This window comes from Kutzneria sp. NPDC052558, from assembly GCF_044547355.1.
Lineage (GTDB): Bacteria > Actinomycetota > Actinomycetes > Mycobacteriales > Pseudonocardiaceae > Kutzneria.
Genome location: NZ_JBIUAG010000002.1, coordinates 483,914 through 504,909, shown reverse-complemented (window position 1 = coordinate 504,909; position 20,996 = coordinate 483,914). Strand labels below are relative to the sequence as shown.

Annotated in this window: 31 protein-coding genes; 20 read left to right on the top strand and 11 right to left on the bottom strand. The window is 70.0% G+C overall.

All coding sequences use genetic code 11. The features are described from left to right. Positions 1-33: 33 nt before the first annotated feature. Genes ACIG5F_RS05445 through ACIG5F_RS05435 form a run of 3 tightly spaced genes read left to right on the top strand, consistent with a single transcriptional unit; the run spans position 34 to position 1,756 of the window. The gene (locus tag ACIG5F_RS05445; protein WP_396516150.1) at positions 34-459 is read left to right on the top strand and encodes a Mov34/MPN/PAD-1 family protein; all 426 of its coding nucleotides are present in this window, start codon (positions 34-36) and stop codon (positions 457-459) included. 60 nt (positions 460-519) lie between these two features. Then, positions 520-798 carry a MoaD/ThiS family protein gene (locus ACIG5F_RS05440; protein ID WP_396516149.1) on the top strand — a complete coding sequence of 93 codons (279 nt, stop codon included), beginning with the start codon at positions 520-522 and terminating at the stop codon, positions 796-798. A gap of 7 nt (positions 799-805) precedes the next feature. Further along, positions 806-1,756: a PLP-dependent cysteine synthase family protein gene (locus tag ACIG5F_RS05435; protein ID WP_396516148.1), complete on the top strand. Its 951-nt coding sequence runs from the start codon at positions 806-808 to the stop codon at positions 1,754-1,756. A 160-nt stretch (positions 1,757-1,916) separates the two neighbouring features. On the opposite strand, the gene ACIG5F_RS05430 is transcribed toward ACIG5F_RS05435, so the two are convergent. Together ACIG5F_RS05430 and ACIG5F_RS05425 are read right to left on the bottom strand one after the other, a co-directional pair. Further along, a complete protein-coding gene (locus tag ACIG5F_RS05430) occupies positions 1,917-2,285 on the bottom strand; it encodes a nuclear transport factor 2 family protein (RefSeq protein ID WP_396516147.1) in 369 nt (122 codons plus the stop codon). Between the two features lie 26 nt (positions 2,286-2,311). Next, positions 2,312-3,244, bottom strand: a complete 933-nt coding sequence (locus ACIG5F_RS05425; protein ID WP_396516146.1) for a LysR family transcriptional regulator — start codon at positions 3,242-3,244, stop codon at positions 2,312-2,314. Between the two features lie 58 nt (positions 3,245-3,302). On the opposite strand from ACIG5F_RS05425, the gene ACIG5F_RS05420 reads away from it, so the two are divergent. Next, positions 3,303-4,055 (top strand): sulfite exporter TauE/SafE family protein, encoded by a 753-nt coding sequence (locus ACIG5F_RS05420; RefSeq protein ID WP_396516145.1) that lies wholly within the window; start codon positions 3,303-3,305, stop codon positions 4,053-4,055. A 26-nt stretch (positions 4,056-4,081) separates the two neighbouring features. Here the strand turns inward: ACIG5F_RS05420 and ACIG5F_RS05415 are convergent, their stop codons facing one another. Beyond that, a complete protein-coding gene (locus tag ACIG5F_RS05415) occupies positions 4,082-4,939 on the bottom strand; it encodes an SMP-30/gluconolactonase/LRE family protein (protein WP_396516144.1) in 858 nt (285 codons plus the stop codon). 62 nt (positions 4,940-5,001) lie between these two features. Here ACIG5F_RS05415 and ACIG5F_RS05410 point away from each other — a divergent pair, with 62 nt between their 5' ends. The 3 genes from ACIG5F_RS05410 to ACIG5F_RS05400 are packed head-to-tail and all read left to right on the top strand — an operon-like array spanning position 5,002 to position 7,225. Then, entirely contained in the window at positions 5,002-5,643 is a 642-nt protein-coding gene (locus tag ACIG5F_RS05410) for a rhomboid family intramembrane serine protease (protein ID WP_396516143.1), read from the top strand. 2 nt (positions 5,644-5,645) lie between these two features. Next, a complete protein-coding gene (gene murI, locus ACIG5F_RS05405; protein ID WP_396516385.1) occupies positions 5,646-6,458 on the top strand; it encodes a glutamate racemase in 813 nt (270 codons plus the stop codon). Then, entirely contained in the window at positions 6,455-7,225 is a 771-nt protein-coding gene (locus tag ACIG5F_RS05400) for an MBL fold metallo-hydrolase (protein WP_396516142.1), read from the top strand. Before murI ends, ACIG5F_RS05400 begins: the two co-directional genes overlap by 4 nt. Here ACIG5F_RS05400 and ACIG5F_RS05395 read toward each other — a convergent pair. Further along, complete coding sequence (locus ACIG5F_RS05395) at positions 7,222-7,842, bottom strand: DUF2231 domain-containing protein (RefSeq protein WP_396516141.1); 621 nt, start codon at positions 7,840-7,842, stop codon at positions 7,222-7,224. The two genes, ACIG5F_RS05400 and ACIG5F_RS05395, sit on opposite strands and share 4 nt — an antisense overlap. A gap of 58 nt (positions 7,843-7,900) precedes the next feature. Between ACIG5F_RS05395 and rph the strand changes: the two genes are divergently transcribed. Together rph and rdgB are read left to right on the top strand one after the other, a co-directional pair. Then, the gene (gene rph / locus ACIG5F_RS05390) at positions 7,901-8,674 is read left to right on the top strand and encodes a ribonuclease PH (protein WP_396516140.1); all 774 of its coding nucleotides are present in this window, start codon (positions 7,901-7,903) and stop codon (positions 8,672-8,674) included. Beyond that, the gene (gene rdgB, locus ACIG5F_RS05385) at positions 8,671-9,276 is read left to right on the top strand and encodes an RdgB/HAM1 family non-canonical purine NTP pyrophosphatase (RefSeq protein ID WP_396516139.1); all 606 of its coding nucleotides are present in this window, start codon (positions 8,671-8,673) and stop codon (positions 9,274-9,276) included. Before rph ends, rdgB begins: the two co-directional genes overlap by 4 nt. Positions 9,277-9,452: 176 nt before the next feature. Here the strand turns inward: rdgB and ACIG5F_RS05380 are convergent, their stop codons facing one another. Next, the gene (locus ACIG5F_RS05380) at positions 9,453-9,917 is read right to left on the bottom strand and encodes a group II truncated hemoglobin (RefSeq protein ID WP_396516138.1); all 465 of its coding nucleotides are present in this window, start codon (positions 9,915-9,917) and stop codon (positions 9,453-9,455) included. A 109-nt stretch (positions 9,918-10,026) separates the two neighbouring features. Between ACIG5F_RS05380 and ACIG5F_RS05375 the strand changes: the two genes are divergently transcribed. Next, positions 10,027-10,362 (top strand): winged helix-turn-helix transcriptional regulator, encoded by a 336-nt coding sequence (locus ACIG5F_RS05375; protein WP_396516137.1) that lies wholly within the window; start codon positions 10,027-10,029, stop codon positions 10,360-10,362. Between the two features lie 34 nt (positions 10,363-10,396). Here the strand turns inward: ACIG5F_RS05375 and ACIG5F_RS05370 are convergent, their stop codons facing one another. From ACIG5F_RS05370 to ACIG5F_RS05355, 4 genes are all read right to left on the bottom strand, one after another. Beyond that, positions 10,397-10,732 carry a DMT family transporter gene (locus ACIG5F_RS05370; RefSeq protein ID WP_396516136.1) on the bottom strand — a complete coding sequence of 112 codons (336 nt, stop codon included), beginning with the start codon at positions 10,730-10,732 and terminating at the stop codon, positions 10,397-10,399. A 278-nt stretch (positions 10,733-11,010) separates the two neighbouring features. Then, complete coding sequence (locus tag ACIG5F_RS05365) at positions 11,011-11,631, bottom strand: hypothetical protein (RefSeq protein WP_396516134.1); 621 nt, start codon at positions 11,629-11,631, stop codon at positions 11,011-11,013. Positions 11,632-11,645: 14 nt separating this feature from the next. Beyond that, entirely contained in the window at positions 11,646-12,119 is a 474-nt protein-coding gene (bcp, locus tag ACIG5F_RS05360; RefSeq protein ID WP_396516133.1) for a thioredoxin-dependent thiol peroxidase, read from the bottom strand. 35 nt (positions 12,120-12,154) lie between these two features. Further along, positions 12,155-12,682 (bottom strand): hypothetical protein, encoded by a 528-nt coding sequence (locus ACIG5F_RS05355; RefSeq protein ID WP_396516132.1) that lies wholly within the window; start codon positions 12,680-12,682, stop codon positions 12,155-12,157. A gap of 232 nt (positions 12,683-12,914) precedes the next feature. On the opposite strand from ACIG5F_RS05355, the gene ACIG5F_RS05350 reads away from it, so the two are divergent. Next, complete coding sequence (locus tag ACIG5F_RS05350; RefSeq protein ID WP_396516131.1) at positions 12,915-13,514, top strand: TetR/AcrR family transcriptional regulator; 600 nt, start codon at positions 12,915-12,917, stop codon at positions 13,512-13,514. On the opposite strand, the gene ACIG5F_RS05345 is transcribed toward ACIG5F_RS05350, so the two are convergent. Beyond that, positions 13,486-14,103, bottom strand: a complete 618-nt coding sequence (locus ACIG5F_RS05345) for an alpha-ketoglutarate-dependent dioxygenase AlkB family protein (protein ID WP_396516384.1) — start codon at positions 14,101-14,103, stop codon at positions 13,486-13,488. The two genes, ACIG5F_RS05350 and ACIG5F_RS05345, sit on opposite strands and share 29 nt — an antisense overlap. Before the next feature lie 24 nt (positions 14,104-14,127). Beyond that, positions 14,128-15,036 (bottom strand): alpha/beta fold hydrolase, encoded by a 909-nt coding sequence (locus ACIG5F_RS05340; protein ID WP_396516130.1) that lies wholly within the window; start codon positions 15,034-15,036, stop codon positions 14,128-14,130. A gap of 89 nt (positions 15,037-15,125) precedes the next feature. On the opposite strand from ACIG5F_RS05340, the gene ACIG5F_RS05335 reads away from it, so the two are divergent. The 9 genes from ACIG5F_RS05335 to ACIG5F_RS05295 all read left to right on the top strand — a co-directional run bounded on the left by ACIG5F_RS05335 (position 15,126) and on the right by ACIG5F_RS05295 (position 20,884). Beyond that, positions 15,126-15,719, top strand: coding sequence for a TetR/AcrR family transcriptional regulator (locus ACIG5F_RS05335; protein ID WP_396516129.1), 594 nt, complete (start codon positions 15,126-15,128; stop codon positions 15,717-15,719). A 10-nt stretch (positions 15,720-15,729) separates the two neighbouring features. Beyond that, positions 15,730-16,434, top strand: coding sequence for a methyltransferase domain-containing protein (locus ACIG5F_RS05330; protein WP_396516128.1), 705 nt, complete (start codon positions 15,730-15,732; stop codon positions 16,432-16,434). Further along, positions 16,431-17,330: an SDR family NAD(P)-dependent oxidoreductase gene (locus tag ACIG5F_RS05325; RefSeq protein WP_396516127.1), complete on the top strand. Its 900-nt coding sequence runs from the start codon at positions 16,431-16,433 to the stop codon at positions 17,328-17,330. Before ACIG5F_RS05330 ends, ACIG5F_RS05325 begins: the two co-directional genes overlap by 4 nt. A gap of 145 nt (positions 17,331-17,475) precedes the next feature. After that, entirely contained in the window at positions 17,476-17,712 is a 237-nt protein-coding gene (locus tag ACIG5F_RS05320) for a hypothetical protein (RefSeq protein WP_396516126.1), read from the top strand. Continuing rightward, the gene (locus ACIG5F_RS05315; RefSeq protein WP_396516383.1) at positions 17,709-18,221 is read left to right on the top strand and encodes a DUF6879 family protein; all 513 of its coding nucleotides are present in this window, start codon (positions 17,709-17,711) and stop codon (positions 18,219-18,221) included. The genes ACIG5F_RS05320 and ACIG5F_RS05315 overlap by 4 nt, the downstream gene beginning before the upstream one ends. 10 nt (positions 18,222-18,231) lie before the next feature. After that, a complete protein-coding gene (locus tag ACIG5F_RS05310) occupies positions 18,232-19,092 on the top strand; it encodes a helix-turn-helix domain-containing protein (protein WP_396516125.1) in 861 nt (286 codons plus the stop codon). A 229-nt stretch (positions 19,093-19,321) separates the two neighbouring features. Beyond that, complete coding sequence (locus ACIG5F_RS05305; protein ID WP_396516124.1) at positions 19,322-19,915, top strand: exonuclease domain-containing protein; 594 nt, start codon at positions 19,322-19,324, stop codon at positions 19,913-19,915. Then, entirely contained in the window at positions 19,893-20,531 is a 639-nt protein-coding gene (gene tmk / locus ACIG5F_RS05300; protein ID WP_396516123.1) for a dTMP kinase, read from the top strand. Before ACIG5F_RS05305 ends, tmk begins: the two co-directional genes overlap by 23 nt. After that, the gene (locus ACIG5F_RS05295; protein ID WP_396516122.1) at positions 20,528-20,884 is read left to right on the top strand and encodes a hypothetical protein; all 357 of its coding nucleotides are present in this window, start codon (positions 20,528-20,530) and stop codon (positions 20,882-20,884) included. The genes tmk and ACIG5F_RS05295 overlap by 4 nt, the downstream gene beginning before the upstream one ends. The last annotated feature ends 112 nt before the right edge of the window (positions 20,885-20,996 follow it).

The following is a 20,996-nucleotide window of genomic DNA, read 5'->3' as shown; positions in this document are numbered from 1 at the left end:
CACGACTCGGGACAACACCGGCCACCTACTAGGATGGGTCCCGTGCTGGTGATCCGCCGTGACCTGGTCGAGGCCATCGTCGAACACGCCCGCCGGGACCATCCCGACGAGGCGTGCGGGGTGATCGCGGGCCCGTCGCCGGACCGGCCCGAGCGCTTCGTGCCCATGCTCAATGCCGCCCGCTCGCCCACGTTCTACGAGTTCGAGTCGGGCGACCTGCTGCGGCTATACCGGGAGATGGACGCCAACGACGAGGTGCCCGCGGTGGTCTACCACTCGCACACCGCGACCGAGGCCTACCCGTCCCGCACCGACGTGTCCTACGCCGGCGAGCCGGAGGCGCACTACGTGCTGGTGTCCACCCGGGAGCCGGACAGCCACGAGTTCCGGTCCTACCGGATCGTCGACGGCGACATCGCCGAGGAGCCGGTGGAGATCGTCGAGTCCTACCGGGAATAACCGGCCGTCGCCGGGCGTCCCAGCCAACAGTCAAGGCCGATAGCGGAGGTTAGACAGCACATGGCCATCACCGTCTCGATCCCGACGATCCTGCGCACCCACACCGGCGGTGAGAAGTCCGTCGAGGCCAGCGGGGCCACCCTCGCCGAGGTGATCGACAACCTGGAGTCCAACCACGGCGGCCTGAAGTCCCGCCTGGTCAAGGACGGCGTGCTGCACCGGTTCGTCAACATCTACGTCAACGACGAGGACGTGCGCTTCGCCGGCGGGCTCGAGGCCAAGGTCGCCGACGGCGACAACGTGACCATCCTGCCGGCCGTGGCCGGCGGCAGCCGCTGACCTCGCCGTGGCCCGGTACGACTCGCTGCTCGACGCCCTCGGTGACACGCCCCTGATTGGGCTGCCCCGGCTGTCGCCGTCGGAGACGGTGCGGCTGTGGGCGAAGCTGGAGGACCGCAATCCGACCGGCTCGATCAAGGACCGGCCGGCGCTGGCCATGATCGAGGCGGCCGAGCGCGACGGCACGCTGTGGCCGGGCTGCACCATTCTCGAGCCGACCTCCGGCAACACCGGCATCTCGCTGGCCATGGCGGCCAAGCTCAAGGGCTACGGCCTGGTCTGCGTGATGCCGGAGAACACCTCCACCGAGCGCAAGCAGCTGCTGCAGGCCTACGGCGCCCGGATCGTGTTCTCGCCGGCGGCCGGCGGCTCCAACCAGGCCGTGGCCATGGCCAAGGAGCTGGCCAAGCAGAACGCCGACTGGGTGATGCTCTACCAGTACGGCAACCCGGCCAACGCGCAGGCGCACTACGACGGCACCGGTCCCGAGATTCTTCGGGACCTGCCGTCGGTCACCCACTTCGTGGCCGGCCTGGGCACCACCGGCACCCTCGTCGGGGCCGGCCGGTTCCTGCGGGAGCACAAGCCCGACATCCAGATCATCGCCGCCGAGCCCCGCTACGGCGAGCTGGTCTACGGTCTGCGCAACCTCGACGAGGGCTTCGTGCCCGAGCTCTACGACCCCGAGGTGCTGACCGGCCGCTACTCCGTCGGCTCCTACGACGCCCTGCGCCGGACCCGGCAGCTGCTGGAGTCCGAGGGCATCTTCGCCGGCATCTCCACCGGCGCCATCCTGCACGCGGCCCTGGCCGCCGCCGAGAAGGCCGCCGCCGCCGGCAAGACCGCCGACGTCGTCTTCGTCGTCGCCGACGCCGGCTGGAAGTACCTGTCCACCGGCGCCTACTCCGGCACCCTCGACGAGGCCGCCCAACGCATGGACGGCCACCTCTGGGCCTGACCGACCCCGGTTGTGGACAACTCTGAAGTTGTCCACAACCGCCCGATTCCAAGATCGGCCGTGCGTGGCCGCCGGTAGAATGGGTTTGGGCACGCCCCCCGGGAGGGTGGGTGGTGGATTCCTTCAGATCAAGGTCAGCCGGTGTGGTCGCGCGACGTGTTCAGCGCCCGCCGGTGTAGTCGCGGGATTCGACGATCAACCCGTCCCGCACCCGGACCACCAGGATCATCGGCATGGCGATGTCCTGCCCGCCCAGGCTGCCGCGGTAGGTGTACTCGCCGACGATGACCTCGGGGTCGGTGGTCTGGTGCACGACGAGGTCCTCGGCGCGGAAGTCGACGGCCATCTCGGCGGCCTGGGCGAAGTGCTCGCGGATCTGGGCGCGGCCCTCCAGGCGGGCGACGGCGGGATCGGTGCTGAACGGGTGGGTGACGACGGCGTCCTCGGCGTACAAGAGGGGAAGCTGGTCCCACTTGTGGCCGACGACGCCGTCGACCAGCTGGCGGAACACCTCGGCGGGTGCGGTCATCTCGATCTACCCCCTAAACGGAACGTTTACTCCGAATCTGAGGCTAGCGTGAACGGGCGCCAGGTGCCAGGGGGTTTGGCCTCGGCCAGGGCGAAGGAGCGGAAGGCGTCGGCGGCGGCCGGCATGAAGCGGTCGCACCAGGCGAGCCCGATCATCCGGTAGCACGGCGGGTCGGACACGGGCAGCTCGACGACGTCGGGCAGGGGAGCGGGACCGGGCCCCATCAGTCCGACGCCACAGCCGGCGCCGATCAGCCCCCGCAGCGTGGCGCCGTCCTCGCCCTCGCACGCGATCCGCGGCGAGAATCCGGCCTCGGCGCACAGCCGCTCGGTGGTCGGCCGCATCCCGAAGCCCCGCGAGAAGATCACGAACGGCTCGTCGCGCACCTCGGCCAGCCGCACGGTCGACCGCCCGGCCAGACGGTGGTGGGTGGGCACGACCAGCACCAGCGGCTCCCGCAGCAGCGGCTGCCAGACGATGCCGGGCGACCCCGGAGTGGAGATCAACAGCAGGTCGACCAGCCCGTCCAGCAGGTACTGCTCGATCCGCTCGGTCCCGCCCTGCCGCAGCCGGAACTGCACGTTCGGGCGGCGTGGCCGGTATCCGCTCAGCAGCGTCGGCACGACCAGCGGCCCCATGGTGTTCAGGAACGCCAGGTTCACGGTCCCGCGATCGGGGTCGGCCAACTCGCCGATGGACTGCCGCGCGCCGTCGACCGCGGACACCGCCCGCCGCGCGCCCTCCAGCAGCGCCTGACCATTGGCGTTGAGCCGCAAACCCCGCCCGACCCGGTCGAACAGCGGCGCGCCGACCTCCCGTTCGAGCCGGCCCAGGCCTCGCGACAGCGCCGGCTGGGACAGGTGCAGCGTCTCGGCCGCCTCGGTCACGGTCCGGCTCTCGGCGACCCTGATGAACCAGCGCAGCTCGTCCACGTCCACGTAGTGATGTGTAGCACGCATCGTTTCCATGGGAAATGTTCATTGGACGCATCAATGCCGTCGGGTCGACCCTCAAGGAGTGACGCCACTAGCCCTCGGTCTCGTCGCCGCGACCGGACTGATCGTCGGGATGCTCAACGCCGTCGCCGGCGCGGGCGCGATCCTCACCTTTCCGCTGATGATCGGTCTCGGGCTGAGCCCGCTGGCCGCCAACGTGACCAACTGCGTCGGCGTCGTGCCCGGCTCGGTGGCCGCGACCATCCGGCTGCGCAAGGACTTGCGGGGCCAGGCGGCGACCCTGCGCAAAGTCGTGCCGCCGGTGGCGATCGGCTCTGTCCTCGGCGTGATCCTGCTGTTCATCCTGCCCGGCAAGGTCTTCGACTACGCGGCCCCGGTCCTGCTGGCCGTGGGCGCGGTGCTCGTGCTCACACAACCGTTGCTGGCCAAGAAGTTGCGCACGGTCTCCGCGCGCCGCAACACGCCGGCGCTGGTGGCCAGCATGGCCGCCAACGGCGCGTACGGCGGCTACTTCGGCGCCGGCGTCGGCATCATTTTCGCTGCCCTGATCGGACTTCTGGTCACCGACGACGCCCATCGCATGAACGCCATGAAGAACGTCCTGCAGACCGTGGCCAACGGCGTGGCCGGGCTGATCTTCTGCTTCACCGCCCCGGTGAACTGGCCGGCGGCGATCGTGCTGGCCGTGACCACGGCGATCGGCGGGCCCCTGGGGGCCCGCCTCGCCCGGCACCTCCCGGCCCCCGCGCTGCGTTCGGTGATCGGCATCCTTGGCCTGATCACCGCGTCCTCGCTGCTGCTGCGCGCCTTCTGACCGACGCCCAGGTCGGCTCCGGCGGCCTAGCCGGCGAACAGGGTGGACGGCACGCCGACGCCGAAACCGGGCAGCACCAACAAAGATCCCGCCAGCTCCTGCTCGGCCAGCTGCTCCGGCGTGAGCCCTTCACGAGCGGTCGTCACATACAGGTCGGTGAAGTCCGGCCCGCCGAACGCGCACGCGGTCGCCCGCGCCACCGGCATCGGCACCTCGCGGTCCAGCTTGCCCTCGGGCGTGTAACGGCGGATCGCGTGGCCGTCCCACAACGCCACCCACACACAGCCGTCGGCGTCCACACACAGGCCGTCCGGCGAGCCCGGGGTGCCCTCGACCGTGCACAGTGGACGGCGGTTGGTCGCCGCACCCGTGGCCAGGTCGTAGTCGAACACGTCGATCCGCTGCGTCGGCGTGTCGATGTAATACAGCAGCGTGTTGTCCGGGCTCCAGCCCAGACCGTTGCTGATCGTCACGTCGTCGAGCAGCACCTTGGCCGCCCCGTCCGGCTCCACGCGGGCCAGCCAGCCGCCGCCCTCGGCCGTGTCGTAGCGCATGGTGCCGGCCCACAGCCGCCCCGCGCCGTCCACCGCCGCGTCGTTGCCGCGCACGCCCTCGCGCTCCCAGTACACCAGCCACCGCTGCGTGCCGTCCGCGTCGAGCAGCGCGATCCCGTCCCTCAGGTTGGCGACCAGCCCGCCACCCGACCGGGGCTTCGCCGCCCCCACGTGCTGCGGCGTCGGCAGCACGTCGTCACGGCCGCTGCCCGGGTCGTACCGGTGCACCGCGCTACCCAGGATGTCCACCCACAGCAGCGTGGACGTCGACGTGTCCCACGTGGGGCCCTCGCCGAGCGTCGCCTCGCCGCGCACCGCAACTTCGACCACTAGTGTTTCCTTAGGGGTTGTGCCGGATGCCCTGGATCGGTAATCGGCTTACTCTCGGTTACGTGGCTACCCTTCCCGTACCGTCGGCGCCTGGCAAGCCCGTCCACCGGGTGCTCCCGCCGCGACCGTTCCAGGCCGCCGTGGTCATCGGCGCCTTCACCGCGCTGCTCTACGTGGTCGAATTCGTAAACCTGGCCGTCTTCCGGGGCAGGCTCAGTGACTACGGCATCGTCTCGCACGTGGTGAGCGGCCTGCCCGGCATCATCTGGGCGCCGCTGCTGCACGTGAGCTGGCAGCATCTGGCCTCCAACACGCTGCCGGTGCTGCTGTTCGGCTGGCTGGCGATGGCCATCGGGGTGCGGCAGTGGGTGGCCGTCACCGCGACGATCTGGGTGATCAGCGGCCTGGGGGTGTGGCTGACCGAGGACACCGGCGTGTCCACCGTCGGGGCCTCGGGCATCGCCTTCGGCTGGCTGATGTTCCTGTTGGTGCGGGGCGTGTTCAACCGCAGCCTCAAGCAGCTCGTGGTGGCCGCGGTGCTGTTGTTCTACTGGGGCAGCGCGCTGTGGGGCCTGCTGCCCAACGTGAACCCGGAGATCTCGTGGCAGGCGCACGCGTTCGGCGCGCTGGGCGGCCTGTTGGCGGCCTGGCTGGTCGCGATGGCCAACCGACCAGCCCGCACCGCCGGTAGTCTCGCGGCGTGAGCATCGCCGCCGACGCACCGATCGGGATCTTCGACTCCGGAGTGGGCGGCTTGACCGTCGCCCGCGCGATCATGGACCAGCTGCCCGGCGAACGCGTCCGCTATCTCGGCGACACCGCCAACTGCCCGTACGGTCCGCTGCCCATCGCCGACGCCCGCCGGTACGCGCTCGCGGCGTTCGACCAACTGGTGGCCAGCGGCGTGAAGATGCTGGTGATCGCCTGCAACACGGCGTCGGCGGCCTGCCTGCGGGACGCCCGCGAGCGCTACGACATCCCGGTGGTCGAGGTCGTGCAGCCGGCGGTGCGCCGGGCCGTGGCCACCAGCCGCTCCGGCCGTATCGGCCTGATCGGCACCCAGGGCACCGTGCAGTCCCGCGCCTACGACGACGCCTTCGCCGCCGCCCCGCAGGTCACGCTGACCAGCGCCGCCTGCCCGCGGTTCGTCGACTTCGTGGAGCGCGGCATCACCTCGGGCCGGCAGGTGCTGGGGCTGACCGAGATGTACCTGGAGCCGCTGCACCGCGCCGACGTGGACACGCTGATCCTCGGCTGCACGCACTATCCGCTGCTCACCGGCGTGATCCAGATCGTGATGGGGGACCAGGTGACGCTGGTGTCCAGCGCCGAGGAGACGGCCAAGGACGTGGTCCGCGTGCTCACCCGGCACGACCTGCTGCGGGAAACCGGAGGGGAGTTCGCCGAGCACGAGTTCCTCGCCACCGGGCCGGCCGAGCCCTTCCTGCGATTGGCCCGCCGGTTCCTTGGTCCGCAGGTGGGAGCGGTCGGCGCCGCCATGTCACCCTCTACGCCGTGAAGCTGACCATCATCGGGTGCTCGGGCAGCGTGCCCGGGCCGGCCGCGCCCGCCCCGTGCTATCTGGTCGAGGCGGACGGCTTCCGGCTGGTGCTGGACCTGGGCAACGGCGCCCTGGCCGCGTTGCAGGCCCGGATGAGCGCGTTCGACATCGACGCGATCGCCTTCTCGCACCTGCACCCCGACCACTGCGCCGACTTCAGCGCGCTCGCGGTGCTGCGCCAGTACCACCCCCGGCCGCCGTACTCGCCGCAGCAACGGCGACTGCCGGTGCACGGCCCGTCCGACACCGCCCGGCGCTTCGCCGCCCAGTACGCGCCCAACGACGCCGAGCGGCTGACCACCGATTTCTCCACGGTCTTCGACTTCTACCCGCTGACCGGCGAGACCGTGCAGATCGGCCCGTTGAAGGTGACGTCCGCGCTGGTCACGCACCCGTGCGAGGCGTACGGCTTCCGTATCGAGCACGACGGCCAGGCCCTGGTCTACTCCGGGGACACCGCCGCCTGCCCCGCGCTGGACGCCCTGTCCGCCGGCGCCGACCTGCTGCTGGCCGAGGCCACGTGGACCGACCTGCCGACGCGGCCGGAGGACATGCACATGTCCGGCCGGCAGGCGGGGCAGACCGCGTGCCGGGCCGGGGTGGGCCGTCTCATGCTCACCCACATCGCGCCGTGGACCGATCCGCAGGTCGTGCTGGCCGAGGCGCGCGGCGAGTTCGAGGGCGAGGTGCTCGTCGCCGAGCAGGGCCGGTCGTACGAGGTCTAGCCGCCCACGCCCTTCCAGACGGCCGTGGCCCCGCTGTCGCCGATGAGGAAGATCTCGTAGGTCACGGCCACGGCGCTGGCGATCACCGCGAGCGAGACCAGGATGGTGATCAGGCCCCAGAACCGGCCCGCCGACTGCCGGCCGTTCTGGATTGTGCCGGGGGCGGCCGTCTCCTCGTCGAGCTCCTCGATGCTGTGCACACCCGGCGCGACCGGCTGCTGCCGTGCCGTGGCGGCGGCCGTGGCCCGGACGCCGCTGGTGGCCCGTTCCCGGTCGGCCAGCCGGCCCACGACCAGCAGCAACACCACCATCACGCCGAACGTGATCGCGTACGGCAGCAGGGCGTGGCCCAGGTCGGCGTGGTGGTTGAGTTCCGGGTTGTTGACCTTCAGGTTGTCGTACAGCTCCTCGCCGGCCTGCTGGGTGATCGGCACCGCGCCGATGCCCAGCACGGCCAGCACCAGCACCGGCAGCCAGTAGCGGCGGCGCCACCTGGGGTAGACGGCGATCACGATGCTGCCGACCGCGGCCAGAGGGAGCAGCACCACGACGGCATGCACCAGCAGCGGGTGCAGCGGCAGCCCGTTGACGGTGTACGTGTTCGCGGCAAGGTTCATGACAACCTCACGTTGGGAGCGCGTCGGCGGTTCAATCGGTGCCCGTAGGCTAGCCCGCGTGGTTAGAGCAGATGGCCGAGGCGACGAGTCGCTCCGCGATATCAAGATCACCCGTGGCTACCAGCAGTGGCCGGCGGGATCCGTGCTGGTCGAGTTCGGCAACACCCGCGTGCTGTGCGCGGCCAGCGTCACCGAGGGCGTGCCGCGCTGGCGCGCCGGGTCCGGGCTGGGCTGGGTCACCGCCGAGTACGCCATGCTGCCCTCGGCCACCCACACCCGGGGCGACCGGGAGTCGGTCAAGGGCAAGATCGGCGGCCGCACCCACGAGATCAGCCGGCTGATCGGGCGGGCCCTGCGGGCCTGCATCGACCTGTCCGCGCTGGGCGAGAACACCATCGTCATCGACTGCGACGTCATCCAGGCCGACGGCGGCACCCGCACCGCCGCCATCACCGGCGCCTACGTGGCCCTGGCCGACGCCATCACCTGGCTGGACGCCGCCGGCCGGCTGGCCGACCCCAAGCCGCTGTCGTGCTCGGTGTCCGCCGTCAGCGTCGGCGTGATCGACGGCCGGGTCCGGTTGGACCTGCCGTACGAGGAGGACTCCCGGGCCGAGGTCGACATGAACGTGGTCGCCACCGACGCCGGCACGCTGGTCGAGGTGCAGGGCACCGGCGAGGGCGCCACCTTCGCGCGGTCCACCCTGGACCAGATGCTGGACCTGGCCCTGGCCGGCTGCGCCGAGCTGTCCCGGCTCCAGACCGAGGCGCTGGCGCTGCCCTACCCGGGTCAGCTGCCCGAGCCCTCGGCCAAGGGCAGGCGGAAGTCGTGACCAAGCTGCTGCTGGCCACGCGCAACGCCAAGAAGCTGGTCGAGCTGGACCGGATCATGGTCGCCGCGGACGTGACCGGCATCGAGGTCATCGGCCTCGATGCCGTGCCGGAGTTCCCCGAGGCCCCCGAGACCGCGCCCGACTTCGAGGGCAACGCCCTGGCCAAGGCCCGCGACGCCGTCGCCGCCACCGGCCTGCCGGCCATCGCCGACGACTCCGGCCTGACCGTGGACGCCCTGAACGGCATGCCCGGCGTGCTCTCCGCCCGCTGGTCCGGCCGCCATGGCGATGACGCCGCCAACCTCAACCTCGTCCTCGGCCAGATGGGCGACGTCCCCGACGAGCGCCGTGGCGCCGCCTTCGTCTCCGCGGCGGCCCTCGTCCTGCCCGGCGGCCCCGAGGTCGTCGTCCGCGGCGAGTGGCGCGGCACCCTCATCCGCGAGGCCCGTGGCTCCAACGGCTTCGGGTACGACCCGATCTTCGTGCCCGAGGGCGAGACCCGCACCTCCGCCGAACTCGACCCCGCGGAGAAGGACGCCCTCTCCCACCGCGGCCGCGCCCTGCGCCTCCTCCTGCCCCACATCACCGCCGCCCTCACCTGACTTCACCCCCCGGCGAGGCACGCTCTCCGTCACACCGAATGTCGATTTCCGGCACCCGGCTTGTGTCATGAAGGGCCCCTTCCTGACGTTCAACGTCAGGAAGGGGCCCTTCATGACATGGGGCACGCCGGCGCTCCCCTCTTTTCGCGCTACTGCGCCGGCGTGACAGGCGGTTCTCACGGCAGGTAGGGCGGCGCGACTCCCCATCCCCAGTGCGGCACCGGCGCCTGCTTGACCGGGGAGGCGCCCGGCTGCGAGTTGGCCAGCGCGATCCGCGTGCCCCACTCCAGGTAGCCGGTGAACGCCGCCCGGAACTCCGGGTCGGCCGGCAGGCCCACCTCGTCGGCCGCGTCCTGGAGCAGGTTCACCCAGCGCCGACGCTGCGGCTCGGTGATCGCCTTGCCGAGGTGCATGGCCAGCATCGTCGGATAGCCGCCGCGTTCCTCGGTGTATGTCTTCGGCCCGCCGAACACCTCGCCCAGCCACTGCGCGACCCGGTGCGGGTGCTCCGGCGACATGCCCCGGAAAAGCGGCTCCAGCAGGTCGTCCCGCAGCACCTGCCGGTAGAACGCCTCGGTCAGCTCGGTCAGCGCCTTCTCCCCGCCGGCCCAGTCGTACAGCGTCGGCTCGTTCTCGCCCACGAGCGGCTCCCTCCCCTTACCCTGGCCCGTGATCACCCGGCCGACGCAACCACCACCGCCGGAGGCCGACAAGTACGCACTTTCCGGTACGCACCCAGGGGAGGAACCCTTGCGGCACTACCACTGCCCGGTCGAGCTCACCCTCGACGTCGTCGGCGGCCGCTGGCGGGTGCTCATCCTCGCCCGCCTCAAGCAGGGCCCGCTGCGCTACGGCCAGCTCAAGCGCCTCATCCCCGACATCAGCGAGAAAATGCTCACCCAACGCCTCCGCGAACTGGAAGCCGACGGCCTCGTCCTCCGCGACGCCACCAGCGAACCCGAGCTGCGCACCGACTACCGCCTCAGCCCCGAAGGCGAGACTTTGGCCCCAGTGCTGCAATCCCTCTACGACTGGGGCCAGTCCCGCGCCGACCGCACCGGCGCGATCATCGACTCTCAGGGGTGACGAATCTTCTGGCCTCGACGGCACACGGAGGCAATCACGCCGTCGAGTGAGTGACGGACAGCTGCACCACGAGCACGCCGGCCAGGATCAGGGCCATGCCGCCGATGGTCAGCGCGGACACCGGTTCCGAGAACAGCACGCGATTGGCCACGACGACCAGGGCGATGCCGCCGCCGGCCCACACGGCGTAGGTGACGGGCATCGGCATGCCCAGCTGGATCACCCGTGACTCCAAGAAGAACGCCAGCGCGTAGCCGGCGATGAGGCCGAGCACGGGCAGCGGCTGGGTCAGTCCGTTGGACAGTTTCAACATGATCGTCGCGAACACCTCGGCGACGATGGCGAGGACGAGCAGAATCCACATCAGCATTGCTGGGTCCAGGTTTCGGGCGCGCGCCAACGGCCGACGCCACCACACGTGGGTCGGGGCACGCGAAAGGGACCGCCGAATTTCAGGCGGCTAGCGGGAGATGGGGCCGGACGGCCGGACTCAACCGCCCCGGGTCGGGAAGTGGACCCGCAGGACGAACTTGGAGGGACGCTCAGGACCGCTTGGTGTGGAGGAACCACACACGGCGTATCACCCTCTGCGTAGAACTGGGGCGGCCATTCGCCAGCCCTCGCCGCCACCTTACCCCAATCGGGGGTTCACAGCCCGGACGAGAGGGCGCTGACCTCGCCATCCACCGCCGCCGCGGCCGTCGCCCACTCGGTGCCGACGGGGAAGGAGGCCAGCACGACCACGACAAAGCGCCAGCCGGCCCCGACCAGGCCGCTGGAGTGCAACACCACATCCGCCGGGCTGGCCGACCAGCCCTGCTTCACCGCCCACGGCCGCGGCAGCCGGGGAATGCCGAAGTGCTGGTCGAAGCCGTCCGAGCCGTGCCGGGGCGCGGCGGCCAGGGCTCCGACGATCAGGTCCCGCCACTGCGAGCCCAGGATGTGCTCATACGTCGCCACGACGTCGCCGATGCCCAGCATCGTGTCGCCCCAGCGGCCGGCGATCTCCGGCGGGCGGGCCGCCGGCAGGGCCAGCCGCCGGGCCGTCCGCTCGACGATCTCCGGGCCGCCGTCGGCCTCCCACAGCTCGTTGGCCACGTCGTCGTCGCTGGCCGACAACATCAGCCGCAGCGCCTCGCGCAGCGCCGGCGTCACCGGCCGCCGGTCCAGCACGTCCAACGCGATCAGCAGCTTCACCAGCGACGCCGAGCGGAACGCCAGCTCCGCCCCCTGCCACCGGACCGTCTCGCGGCGGGTCCGGTCGACCACCGCCGTCGCCGTGATCAGATGCCGAGATCCTTGCGGAGCTTGGCCACGTGCCCGGTCGCCCGCACGTTGTACGAGGCCTTGGCGATCTTGCCCGCACTGTCCACGATGAACGTGGAGCGGATCACGCCCTGCACCGTGCGACCGTAGTTCTGCTTCTCGCCGAAGGCGCCCCAGCGCTGCATCACCGACTTGTCCGCGTCCGACAGCAGCGGGAAGGTCAGGCCCTCGGCGTCCCGGAACTTGGCCAGCTTCTCCACCTTGTCCGGGGAGACGCCCAGCACCGCGAAGCCGGCGTCGTTGAACTCGGCCAGGTTGTCCCGGAAGTCGCAGGCCTGCTTGGTGCAGCCCGGCGTGCCGGCGGCCGGGTAGAAGTACACGACGACCTGCTGCCCGCGGTAGTCGGACAGCGAGACCTTGTTGCCCTCGCTGTCCAGGAGGGTGAAGTCCGGCGCCGCGTCGCCGACGGCCAGCCGCGTCTGCTCTGTCATACCGCCGAACGTAGCGTGCGGCGCCGACAATCCGGCTAGGCGGTCCCCGCGAAGGCCACCGCCGGCACCGCGTCGACCACGTCCGGCAGCACCAGCACCCGCAGGCCGGTGGGCTGTTCCGGCATGGCGAAGGCCACGGTCAGCTGCACCGACTTGCCCGGCGCGAGGTCCTCCTGCGCGGCCACGTAGCCACCAAGGCCCTGCGCCGGATCGACCACCTCCTGGGCCGGCTGGCCGCCGATGGTGGCCTTCAACGCCAGCTGCGACGGCTTGTACGTGGAGGCCGTGCCGTTCTCGACGGTCAGCTCGAACACCGCCGCCCGGGCCGCCTGCGGGTAGGCGGAGCTGCTGGGCGTGGTCGACCGGGGCTGCGACAGGGTGATGGCCAGGCCGTTGGGCCAGGTCCGGCGGTCCCCGAAGGCCGCGTCCAGGGTGCGCGCCATCTGGCCGACGGTGGGGTTCGTGTCGCTCGCCACGACCGACAGCTTGGGCTCGGCGGTCGCCCCGCACCCGGCCAGCAGCGTGGCGAGGCACGCCGCCCCGACCAGCCTGACGATCCGCACTCGCGCTCCCCTCCGACAACTCCTCCACCTTGGCCGCCCCGCCGGTGTCCGGGCCAACCGGTTACGACGGTCGAGGCACAGCTGGTGCACGGATGTGGCCAAGCCGTAACCGACCGGCGACGGAGTGTGGGCGTGACCACAGAATTCCGTCGCATGTCCGGTTGGTCCACTGTGGTGACGAACGCCGGTCGGCAGGCGACCGGCGGCCATCCGGCGTCATACAGTCGTGGGCGTGACTTCAGCCGACTCCACGGTCGCCGGCAGGCCGTTGCGCGCCGACGCCCGGCGCAACCGCGCCCGGGTCCTCGAGGTTGCCCAGCAGGTGTTCGCCGAGGAGGGCCTGGCCGTGCCGATCGACGAGATCGCGCGCCGGGCCGGGGTCGGGGTCGGCACCGTCTACCGGCACTTCCCGACCAAGGACGCGCTGTTCCAGGCGATCATCGTGGAGCGGCTGAACGCGGTCGGCGAGACCGCCCAGGCGCTGGCCCAGGGGCCGGACGTCGGCAAGGCCTTCTTCGCCTTCTTCGAGCACATGGTGCGCGATGCCGGCCTGAACAAGGCCTTGTTCGACGCCCTGGCGGCCAGCGGCAGCTTCAGCCAGGAGCTGACCGACCAGGCGCGCACGGTGATGATGACCGGCCTCGGCGAGCTGCTGGCCAAGGCCCAGGCGGCCGGCGAGGTGCGGCCCGACCTGACCGCGGCCGACGTGAAGACGTTCATGGTGGGCTGCCTGGTCATGGCCCGGCAGGGCACCGCGACGCCGGAGATGATCGTCGGCGTGGTGTGCGACGGGATGCGGCCGGTCAGTCCAGGCCCGACACCCGAAGCGTGATGTTGATGCGGCCGGTGGCCATGCCGGTCGCCGGATCACCGCTGCCCGGCCAGGTTTTCGTCACCCCGTGATACGCGAACCGCGACGGCCCGCCGAACACGAACAGGTCACCGCTGCGCAGGTCCACATCGGTCCACGGCCGGTTTCGGCTCTCCGTGTTGCCGAACCGGAACACGCAGCTGTCTCCGATGCTCAGTGACACCACGGGCGCGTCGCTGCGCTCGTCCTTGTCCTGGTGCATGCCCATTTTCGCGGCCTGGTCGTAGAAGTTGACCAGCGCGACGTCCGGTCGGTAGCCGGGATCGCCGACCGCCCGCGTGCCCAGTTCGGCCAGCCAGTCCGGCATCGGCTTCACCGGCGATCCGTCCTCTGTGGTCCGGCTGTAGCGGTACGGCGTCCAGTGCCAGCCCAGGCACACCGTCCGCACCGACATGACGCCGCCGCTGGGCAGCCGCGTGTGCCGCATGCCGGCCGGGGGAGCGGCCCATTCGCGGCACGCGACCACCAGCCGCCGCTGCTCGTCGAGACTCAGCCAGTCCGGGGTGTGGACCGCTCCCGGCGCGATCTCGACCGGTTCCCGCCCGAACATCGAAGACGTGTGCACCGCTTGTTTCTATTCGCTGCGCAGTTGAAGGGGCGTGTTACTCGCGGGCGAGTCGGCGATGAAGCGCAGCACTGCGGCGTTGACCTCTTCGGCGTGTGTTCCGGAGATGCCGTGGGTGGCGGTGGGCCACAACTCGGCTTGGACGTGGGGAATCAGCGCGCTGGCCCGGGCGTGTGCGGCCTCGGGACGATGGATGACGCTGCGACCGGCGACCAGCGCGAGCACCGGAACACGGATCGATCGCAGTTGGTCGTCCGTGAAGTACTTCGGCGTCGGCAACCTCATGCGGTAGCCGCGCATGCCAGCGTCGATCACCGTGGCGACCGGGTCGTCCGCCGGCCCGGTGTCGCCGCCGGAGATCCACCTGAGAAAGGCCGGGCGTCCCCAGCGCGAGATCAGCGGCAGGCTGGCCAGACCGACCCGGAACACCAGCGCCGCCGTGATGCGGCCCAGGGTGTTCGCAGGGTCGAGCAAGCTGATCGAGGCCAGGCGGGCGGGGGCGCGCACGGCCAGATTGCACGCGTGCCAGCCGCCGATCGAAGCGCCGACGAGGTGGACGCCGTCGAGATCCAGCGTGGCGAGCACGGCGTGCAACCAGGCGGCCTGGTCCGCGCCGTCGCGGATGGCCGAGGTCTGCTCGCTACGACCCGGCTCACCGAGCAGGTCCAGCGCGTACACCGGATGACGTTCGGCGAACGCGGCGAGGTTGGGCCGCCACATGAGGGCCGTGCCGCCATGCCCGGACAGCAGCACGATCGGAGCGCCCTTCGCCGGCCCGAACCGGTACACCCGCACCGATCCGAAGTCGGTGCGCACGTCATGGGTGGCCGTCGGTTCCGGCAGTGCTCGCATCCCCGCCTCGTAGGCCAGGTCGAACTCGGCCCGAGCCTGCGGCGAGGTGAACGTCCCCACACTCATCGGCGCCTCCAGTTTTACAATACGATCGGATCGTAAAACCGGGCGAGGCGGTTTGGCAAGCCGATCGTATTGCGAAAGGCGGGGTGATCGTGCCCAAGGTGGTCGACCACGAGCAGCGGCGGCGGGAGATCGTCGAGGCCCTCTGGCGGATCGCCAGCACCCAGGGCCTGGAGGGCGTGAGCCTCGGTGAGGTCGCCACCGAGGCCGGCGTGTCCAAGGGGCTGATCCAGCACTACTTCCGAAACCGGGATCAGCTGCTGGCCCACGCGACCGGTTACCTCCGTGAGCGGGTGGAGCGGCGGATCGCCGCCCAGGTCGACACCGCGCCCCGGAACGCGCGGGGGATTCTGCGGGCCATCCTGGCCGCGTTGCTCCCCGTCGACGAGAACAGTCGCACCGAGTCCCTGGTGGCCAACGCCTTCCTCGTCCGGGCCCACAACGATCCCGTTCTCATGGCTCGCTTCCGTGACGGCCACGCCCAGCTTCGGGACGCGGTCGCCAGCAGCATCAGCGCCGCCCAGCGTGACGGGGAACTGGTGGCCGACCTCGATCCGGTGCTGGCAGCCGATGTCCTGCTGGCCCTGGTCAGTGGCCTCGGCGAGGCCCTGCTCCTTGGGCGCCACACCCCTGAGGCCGCGCTGTCGATCCTGGACCACCAGCTGCGCGGGCTTTCGGTCTCGTAGTCTCGCGGGCATGGCTGCCCCGTTCGACACCGTCCGCCTCATCGGCCCGCCGGCCGCTGACGGCGAGTATGTCGCGTTGGCCGACGACGAGGTCGTGCATCTGCACGACTATCCGCGAATCTATGCGGTGCCCGGCCTCTACGAGCACATCGTGCAGGACCTGCTGCAGTGCCGCTCGCCCCAGGTCGTCGCCGAGGCTTTCCTGCGCCTCGCACCGGATCCCGCCGCGCTGACCGTCCTCGACTTCGGCTCCGGCACCGGCCTCGTCGGCGAGCTTCTCCGTTCCGGCGGCGCCACCCGCGTCATCGGCGTCGATGCCCTCCCCGCCGCCCGCGATGCCTGCCTGCGCGACCGCCCCACCACCTATTCCGACTACCTACTGGGCGACCTGGCCTCCACCACCGACCCCTTGCTTCCCCAACTACGGGCCCACCACCCCACCGCCCTCATCTCCGCCGGCGCCTTCGGCGGCACCCACGCCCCGCCCGCCGCCCTCCTCAACGCACTCTCCCTCCTACCCCCCAACGCCCCCTTCGCCCTCACCATCCACGAACAGTGGCTGGACCCCTCAGATCAAGACGGCTTCGGCCCAGCCATCGCCGACCTACTCGACCGTGGAGATCTGGTCCTGACGGAACGAACCCGCTTCCTCCACCGCCTCACCACCACCGGCGCCCCGATCTTCTACGAACTCCTCGCGGGGGCAATTCGATGACCGACACCCTTGCCCTGCTGACCGGCGCGTACGGCGGCATCGGCGCGGAAACCGCCCGTGGCCTCGTACGTCGGGGCGTTTCGGTGATCCTGACCGGCCGGAACGAGGCTCGGCTGGACCAGTTGGCGCTGTCCATCCGCACCGAGACGCCCGGAGCTGCGGTCGAGACGCTCGCGCTGGACCTGTCCGACCTCGCGTCGGTGCGCCGGGCCGCCGAGACCGTGTTGTCGACCGGTCGGCCGCTGGACCTGCTGGTCAACAACGCGGCGATCGTCGGCGGCCGGGATCGGCGCCTCACCAAGGACGGTTTCGAGTTGACCGTCGGCACCAACCACTTCGGACACTTCGCGCTCACCGGCTTGCTGCTGCCCGCCTTGCTCAAGGCGTCGTCCGCTCGTGTGGTCACGGTCAGTGCCCTGGTCGCCCGCATGAAGTCGGTGACGCTGGCCGACCTCAACAGCGAGCACCGCTACCGGGGCGGCCTTCGAGGCGCCTACGCCACGTCCAAACTCGCCAACCTGGTCTTCGCCCAGGAGCTTGCCCGCCGCACGGCCGGCACCTCGCTCCGGTCGTTCGCCGTGCATCCCGGCATCGCCGTCACCGGTCTCGTCGGCAACGACATGCCCCCGGCTGCCCGCTGGTTCGGTGAGCACGTTTTCAGCCTCTTCGTCAGCACCCCCGCGCAGGGTGCCGCTCCCACCCTCTACGCCGCCTTCACCCCTGATCTCCCCACCGGCGCCTTCGTCGGCCCTTCCGGCCCCCTAGGCATCACCGGCCGCCCCGCTCCCCTCCCCATCCCCGCCTCCGCCACCCGCCCCGCCGACGCCCCCACCCTCTGGCAAACCTCACAACACCAGACCCAAGTCCACTACCCCCTGCCATCGAACGCTGGCTAATCCCCACGCGACAATTGCTCGCCCGACGTGCCCACCACAGAGGGGGCGTTCGTCTGCTCCCGCCAGCCGCTCCGTTGACATCCTCGTGCCCCTTCGCCACCCTGGCGAGAACCGTTCGCCAAGTTTCTAGCAACGGAGGCGCATCGTGCGAGCCAGCTTCCTCGGCAAGGACCCCGAGTCCCAAGAAGGCCAGTCGCCAACCCTGTTCGCCACGGACCGGCCCGACCGGGTCACGTACATCGCCCAGGGCTGGAGGGTGACTGACCCCCAAGCCCTCGCGGACGTCGGCCCTGTGCCCGACCACGAGACCCTGATCGAGATCCCCGAAGAGGTCCTGAAGTTCTACGCGCGTCGCTACCTGGAACAGGAGGGAGAGCGCTGAGCCTGCTTATCGGTCCCGAGTTCAGTCAGCTCTTCCGCAGCTTCGAGCACACCGCCTACCGCCTGGAGACGCGCGACCTCTACAAGTCGAACAACGAGGCGACGGCCTTCCGGCAGTTCGTCGCCGGCGAGCCGGTCGACATGGGATGGTTCCAGAACTGGCTGACCATGATCCGTGAGGCGACCGCCGAGGGGCGCCGCTTCGCGCGCGTTCGTGTGGTGAGCCTGCCGCTCACCGATTACAGCCGCTTCGGCCTGCTTTGCTCCGAGCACACCAACGCGGCCGGCGAGGAGACGCGCTACATCCGGCGCGAGGACGCCGCTGGACTGCCGGACTACGACTACTGGCTGTTCGACTCGCGCAAGCTGGTGCGGATGCACTTCGACCCCGATGAGAACTTCCTGGGTGGTGAGATCATCGAGGACACCAGCGAGATCGTGAAGCACAACTACTGGCGCGATGCCGCTTGGCACCGCGGCACCAGGCGGGATGACTTTGCCACCGAATAGAACCACCGGCGTGACCAGCGTCCACGAAGCGCGGGACGCCCTGGGCAAGCGACTCCGCGAGCTACGTACGGCCGCTAACCTCAGCGGCCGGCAGCTCGCGGAGTCGTTGTCGTGGCCGCCTTCCAAGGTGTCAAAGCTGGAGAACGGCAAGCAGACGCCGACTGACGACGACATCCGCGCCTGGACCACTGCCACGGGCAGTGAAGGCGAAGCGGCAGCCCTCCTGGCCTCGCTGCACACCTTGGAGATCCAGCACGCGGAGTGGCAGCGCCAGCTCAAGACTGGCCTGAAGCCCCATCAGCAGGAGATCGCTGACCTCGATGCTCGGACCCGGTTCTTCCGGGCCTTCGAGTCGACGTTCATCCCGGGGCTGCTGCAGACCGCCGAGTACGCCCGTGCTCGGTTTGCCCAGAGTGTCACCGTCCTCAAAGTGCGCAACGACATCGACGAGGCCGTGGCCGCCCGGATCAAGCGGCAGGAGATCCTGTACCGCGCGGACAAGCGGTTCCACTTCGTCCTGACCGAGGCGACACTGCGGTACCGGCTGTGTCCGCCTGCGGTGATGCTCGGCCAGCTCGACCGGCTCATCTCCCTTTCGGCGCTGCCGAACGTGAAGCTCGGCATCATCGGGTTCGAGACCGCCTACGTGGTCGCGCCGGCGCACGGCTTCTGGCTGCTCGACGACGACCGCGCCATGGTGGAGACGTTCTCGGCCGAGCTGAATCTGGCTCAGCCGCAGGAGATCGAGCTCTACGGTGGCATATTCGAGTCGCTGGCTGCTGTCGCCAGCTACGGCCGGTCAGCTCGGGCGATCATCATGCGGGTCATCGACGACCTGGCGGCGGATGAGGACGGGGAGCAGGGGAGCTAGTGGCAGGCGCGTAGGTGCTCCTCGATAGGCCCCACTCCGCGGAAAGTCCAACCACGCCAGCGTCGTGACAGCACGACAAATACCGGTGCTCCCTGTCGCGATGTTGCTTCCCTTGGACCTCGTCCGAGCGTTTCAAGAAATCTGCGGAAATTTTCTGTCCGTTCTCCGTTGATCTCCCTACTCTCCGGTGGCATGGTCGCGCGGATATCGGGTGGAACGGGAGCGCAGCATGACGGACTGGACGAGCCTTATCTACGTCGTCGTGGACGTCGAGGGCAACGGGCAGCAGCCGCCGGATCTCGTCGAGCTGACCGCCGTCCCGATCGTCGCCGGTGAGATTGGCGAACCGGTGAACTGGTTGGTCAAGCCGGAGTTGCCGATCCGAAACTTCGCGACGCGGATCCACGGCCTGACCGACAAGACGGTCGCCGACGCGCCGGCCTTCGAGGACATCGCGGCTGAGGTGCTGAAGGCGCTGGACGCGGATGCGCTTGTCGCCCACAACGCGCACGTCGATGTTGGTGTGCTGCAACGCAAGCTGGGGGAGTGGGACTGCCGAGAGGTGTTCGACACGCTCAAGCTCGCCCGTCGGACGCTCCCAGGCCAACCGACCTACAAGCTCGGCGCGTTGGTCGAGGCGTTCAAGCTCGACGAGGACCTGGCCGAGGACCTGGTGCCTCACCGGGCGACGTACGACGCGTTGGTGACGGCCCGGCTGTTCCTGCGCCTTGCCAACACTTCCGATGACCGGCCGCTCACTTTGGAAGAACTCCGCGGTGATTCACCTGGAGGAGGCGACGATGAGCCTGCGACTTTGTTCTGAGAGCGGCAGCGGCATCTTCGTTAGCGTCGACGGGCCGAGCGGCGCCGGCAAGACCACGATCGTGCACCACCTTGCGCAACTGCTTGTGGCCCAAGGGGAACACGTCTACGTCACCGTCGAGCCGTCCGCCGGCCCGATCGGCAAGCTCTGCCATGAGTTGACTGAGACCGTCAGCGGCCACGCCTTGGCGTGCCTGTACGCCGCTGATCGCTACCACCACCTGGTGACGGAGATCCGGCCCTATCTCGCCGCCGGCGACGTCGTGATCTCCGACCGCTACGTGGTAGTCCAGCGTTTCGATGACATCGCGCCAGATTTTCTGTGGCAGCTCAACGAAGACGTTGACCGCCCAGACCTGACCGTCATCCTCGACGCTGATCCTGACGTCATCTCCGAGCGGCTCTGCAAGCGTGGGCCGCACAACCGTTTCCAACTGATGTCGGGCAGCAGCCACACGGAAGTCGCTTACTACCGCGAGGCTGCCAAGCGTCTGGTCGACGCCGGCTTCGAGGTGCTGCGGGTCGACTGTGGCGAGCGCCCGCCTGAGCAGACCGCGGCGTCCATTCGGGACCGGCTTCTGCCGCTGCTCGCCACCAGCAAGGCGGTGCGCTCGTGATCCCCGCGGTCAGTATCGAGGAAGCCCTGCGTCGCTTCCCGGAGCTCCAGGAACTGATCACGGTGCGGGAAGCCGGCTGGCACTTCCGGCCGATCGCGAACCAGCACGCCGAGCTGGAGGGGATCGTCGGTAGCCACAGCCGCCAGCAGTACACCGATGCGCTGTGGATCTACGACCGTGCCAAGGTGATCGGGGTGCGGGTGCTGGATGAGAGCTACGGCGGTGGCACTGTCTGGGTGAAGGAGAGCGGCGACCTTCAAGAAATCGTCCAAGAGCTACTGGCACTGCCCGAACCAGGGCACCGCCTGGCACCGCACTTGGTCGTGGTTTCTTGCCAGTTGTGGACCCCGTGATGTTGCGGCGTCTTCAGGAGGCTCTGGAGCGGGGAGGACGGCACGGTCGTGCGTGCCGAGCTGAACGAGCCTTTCCGAACGTTGTCAACGTCTGGCCCTGCGGCAGACGGCG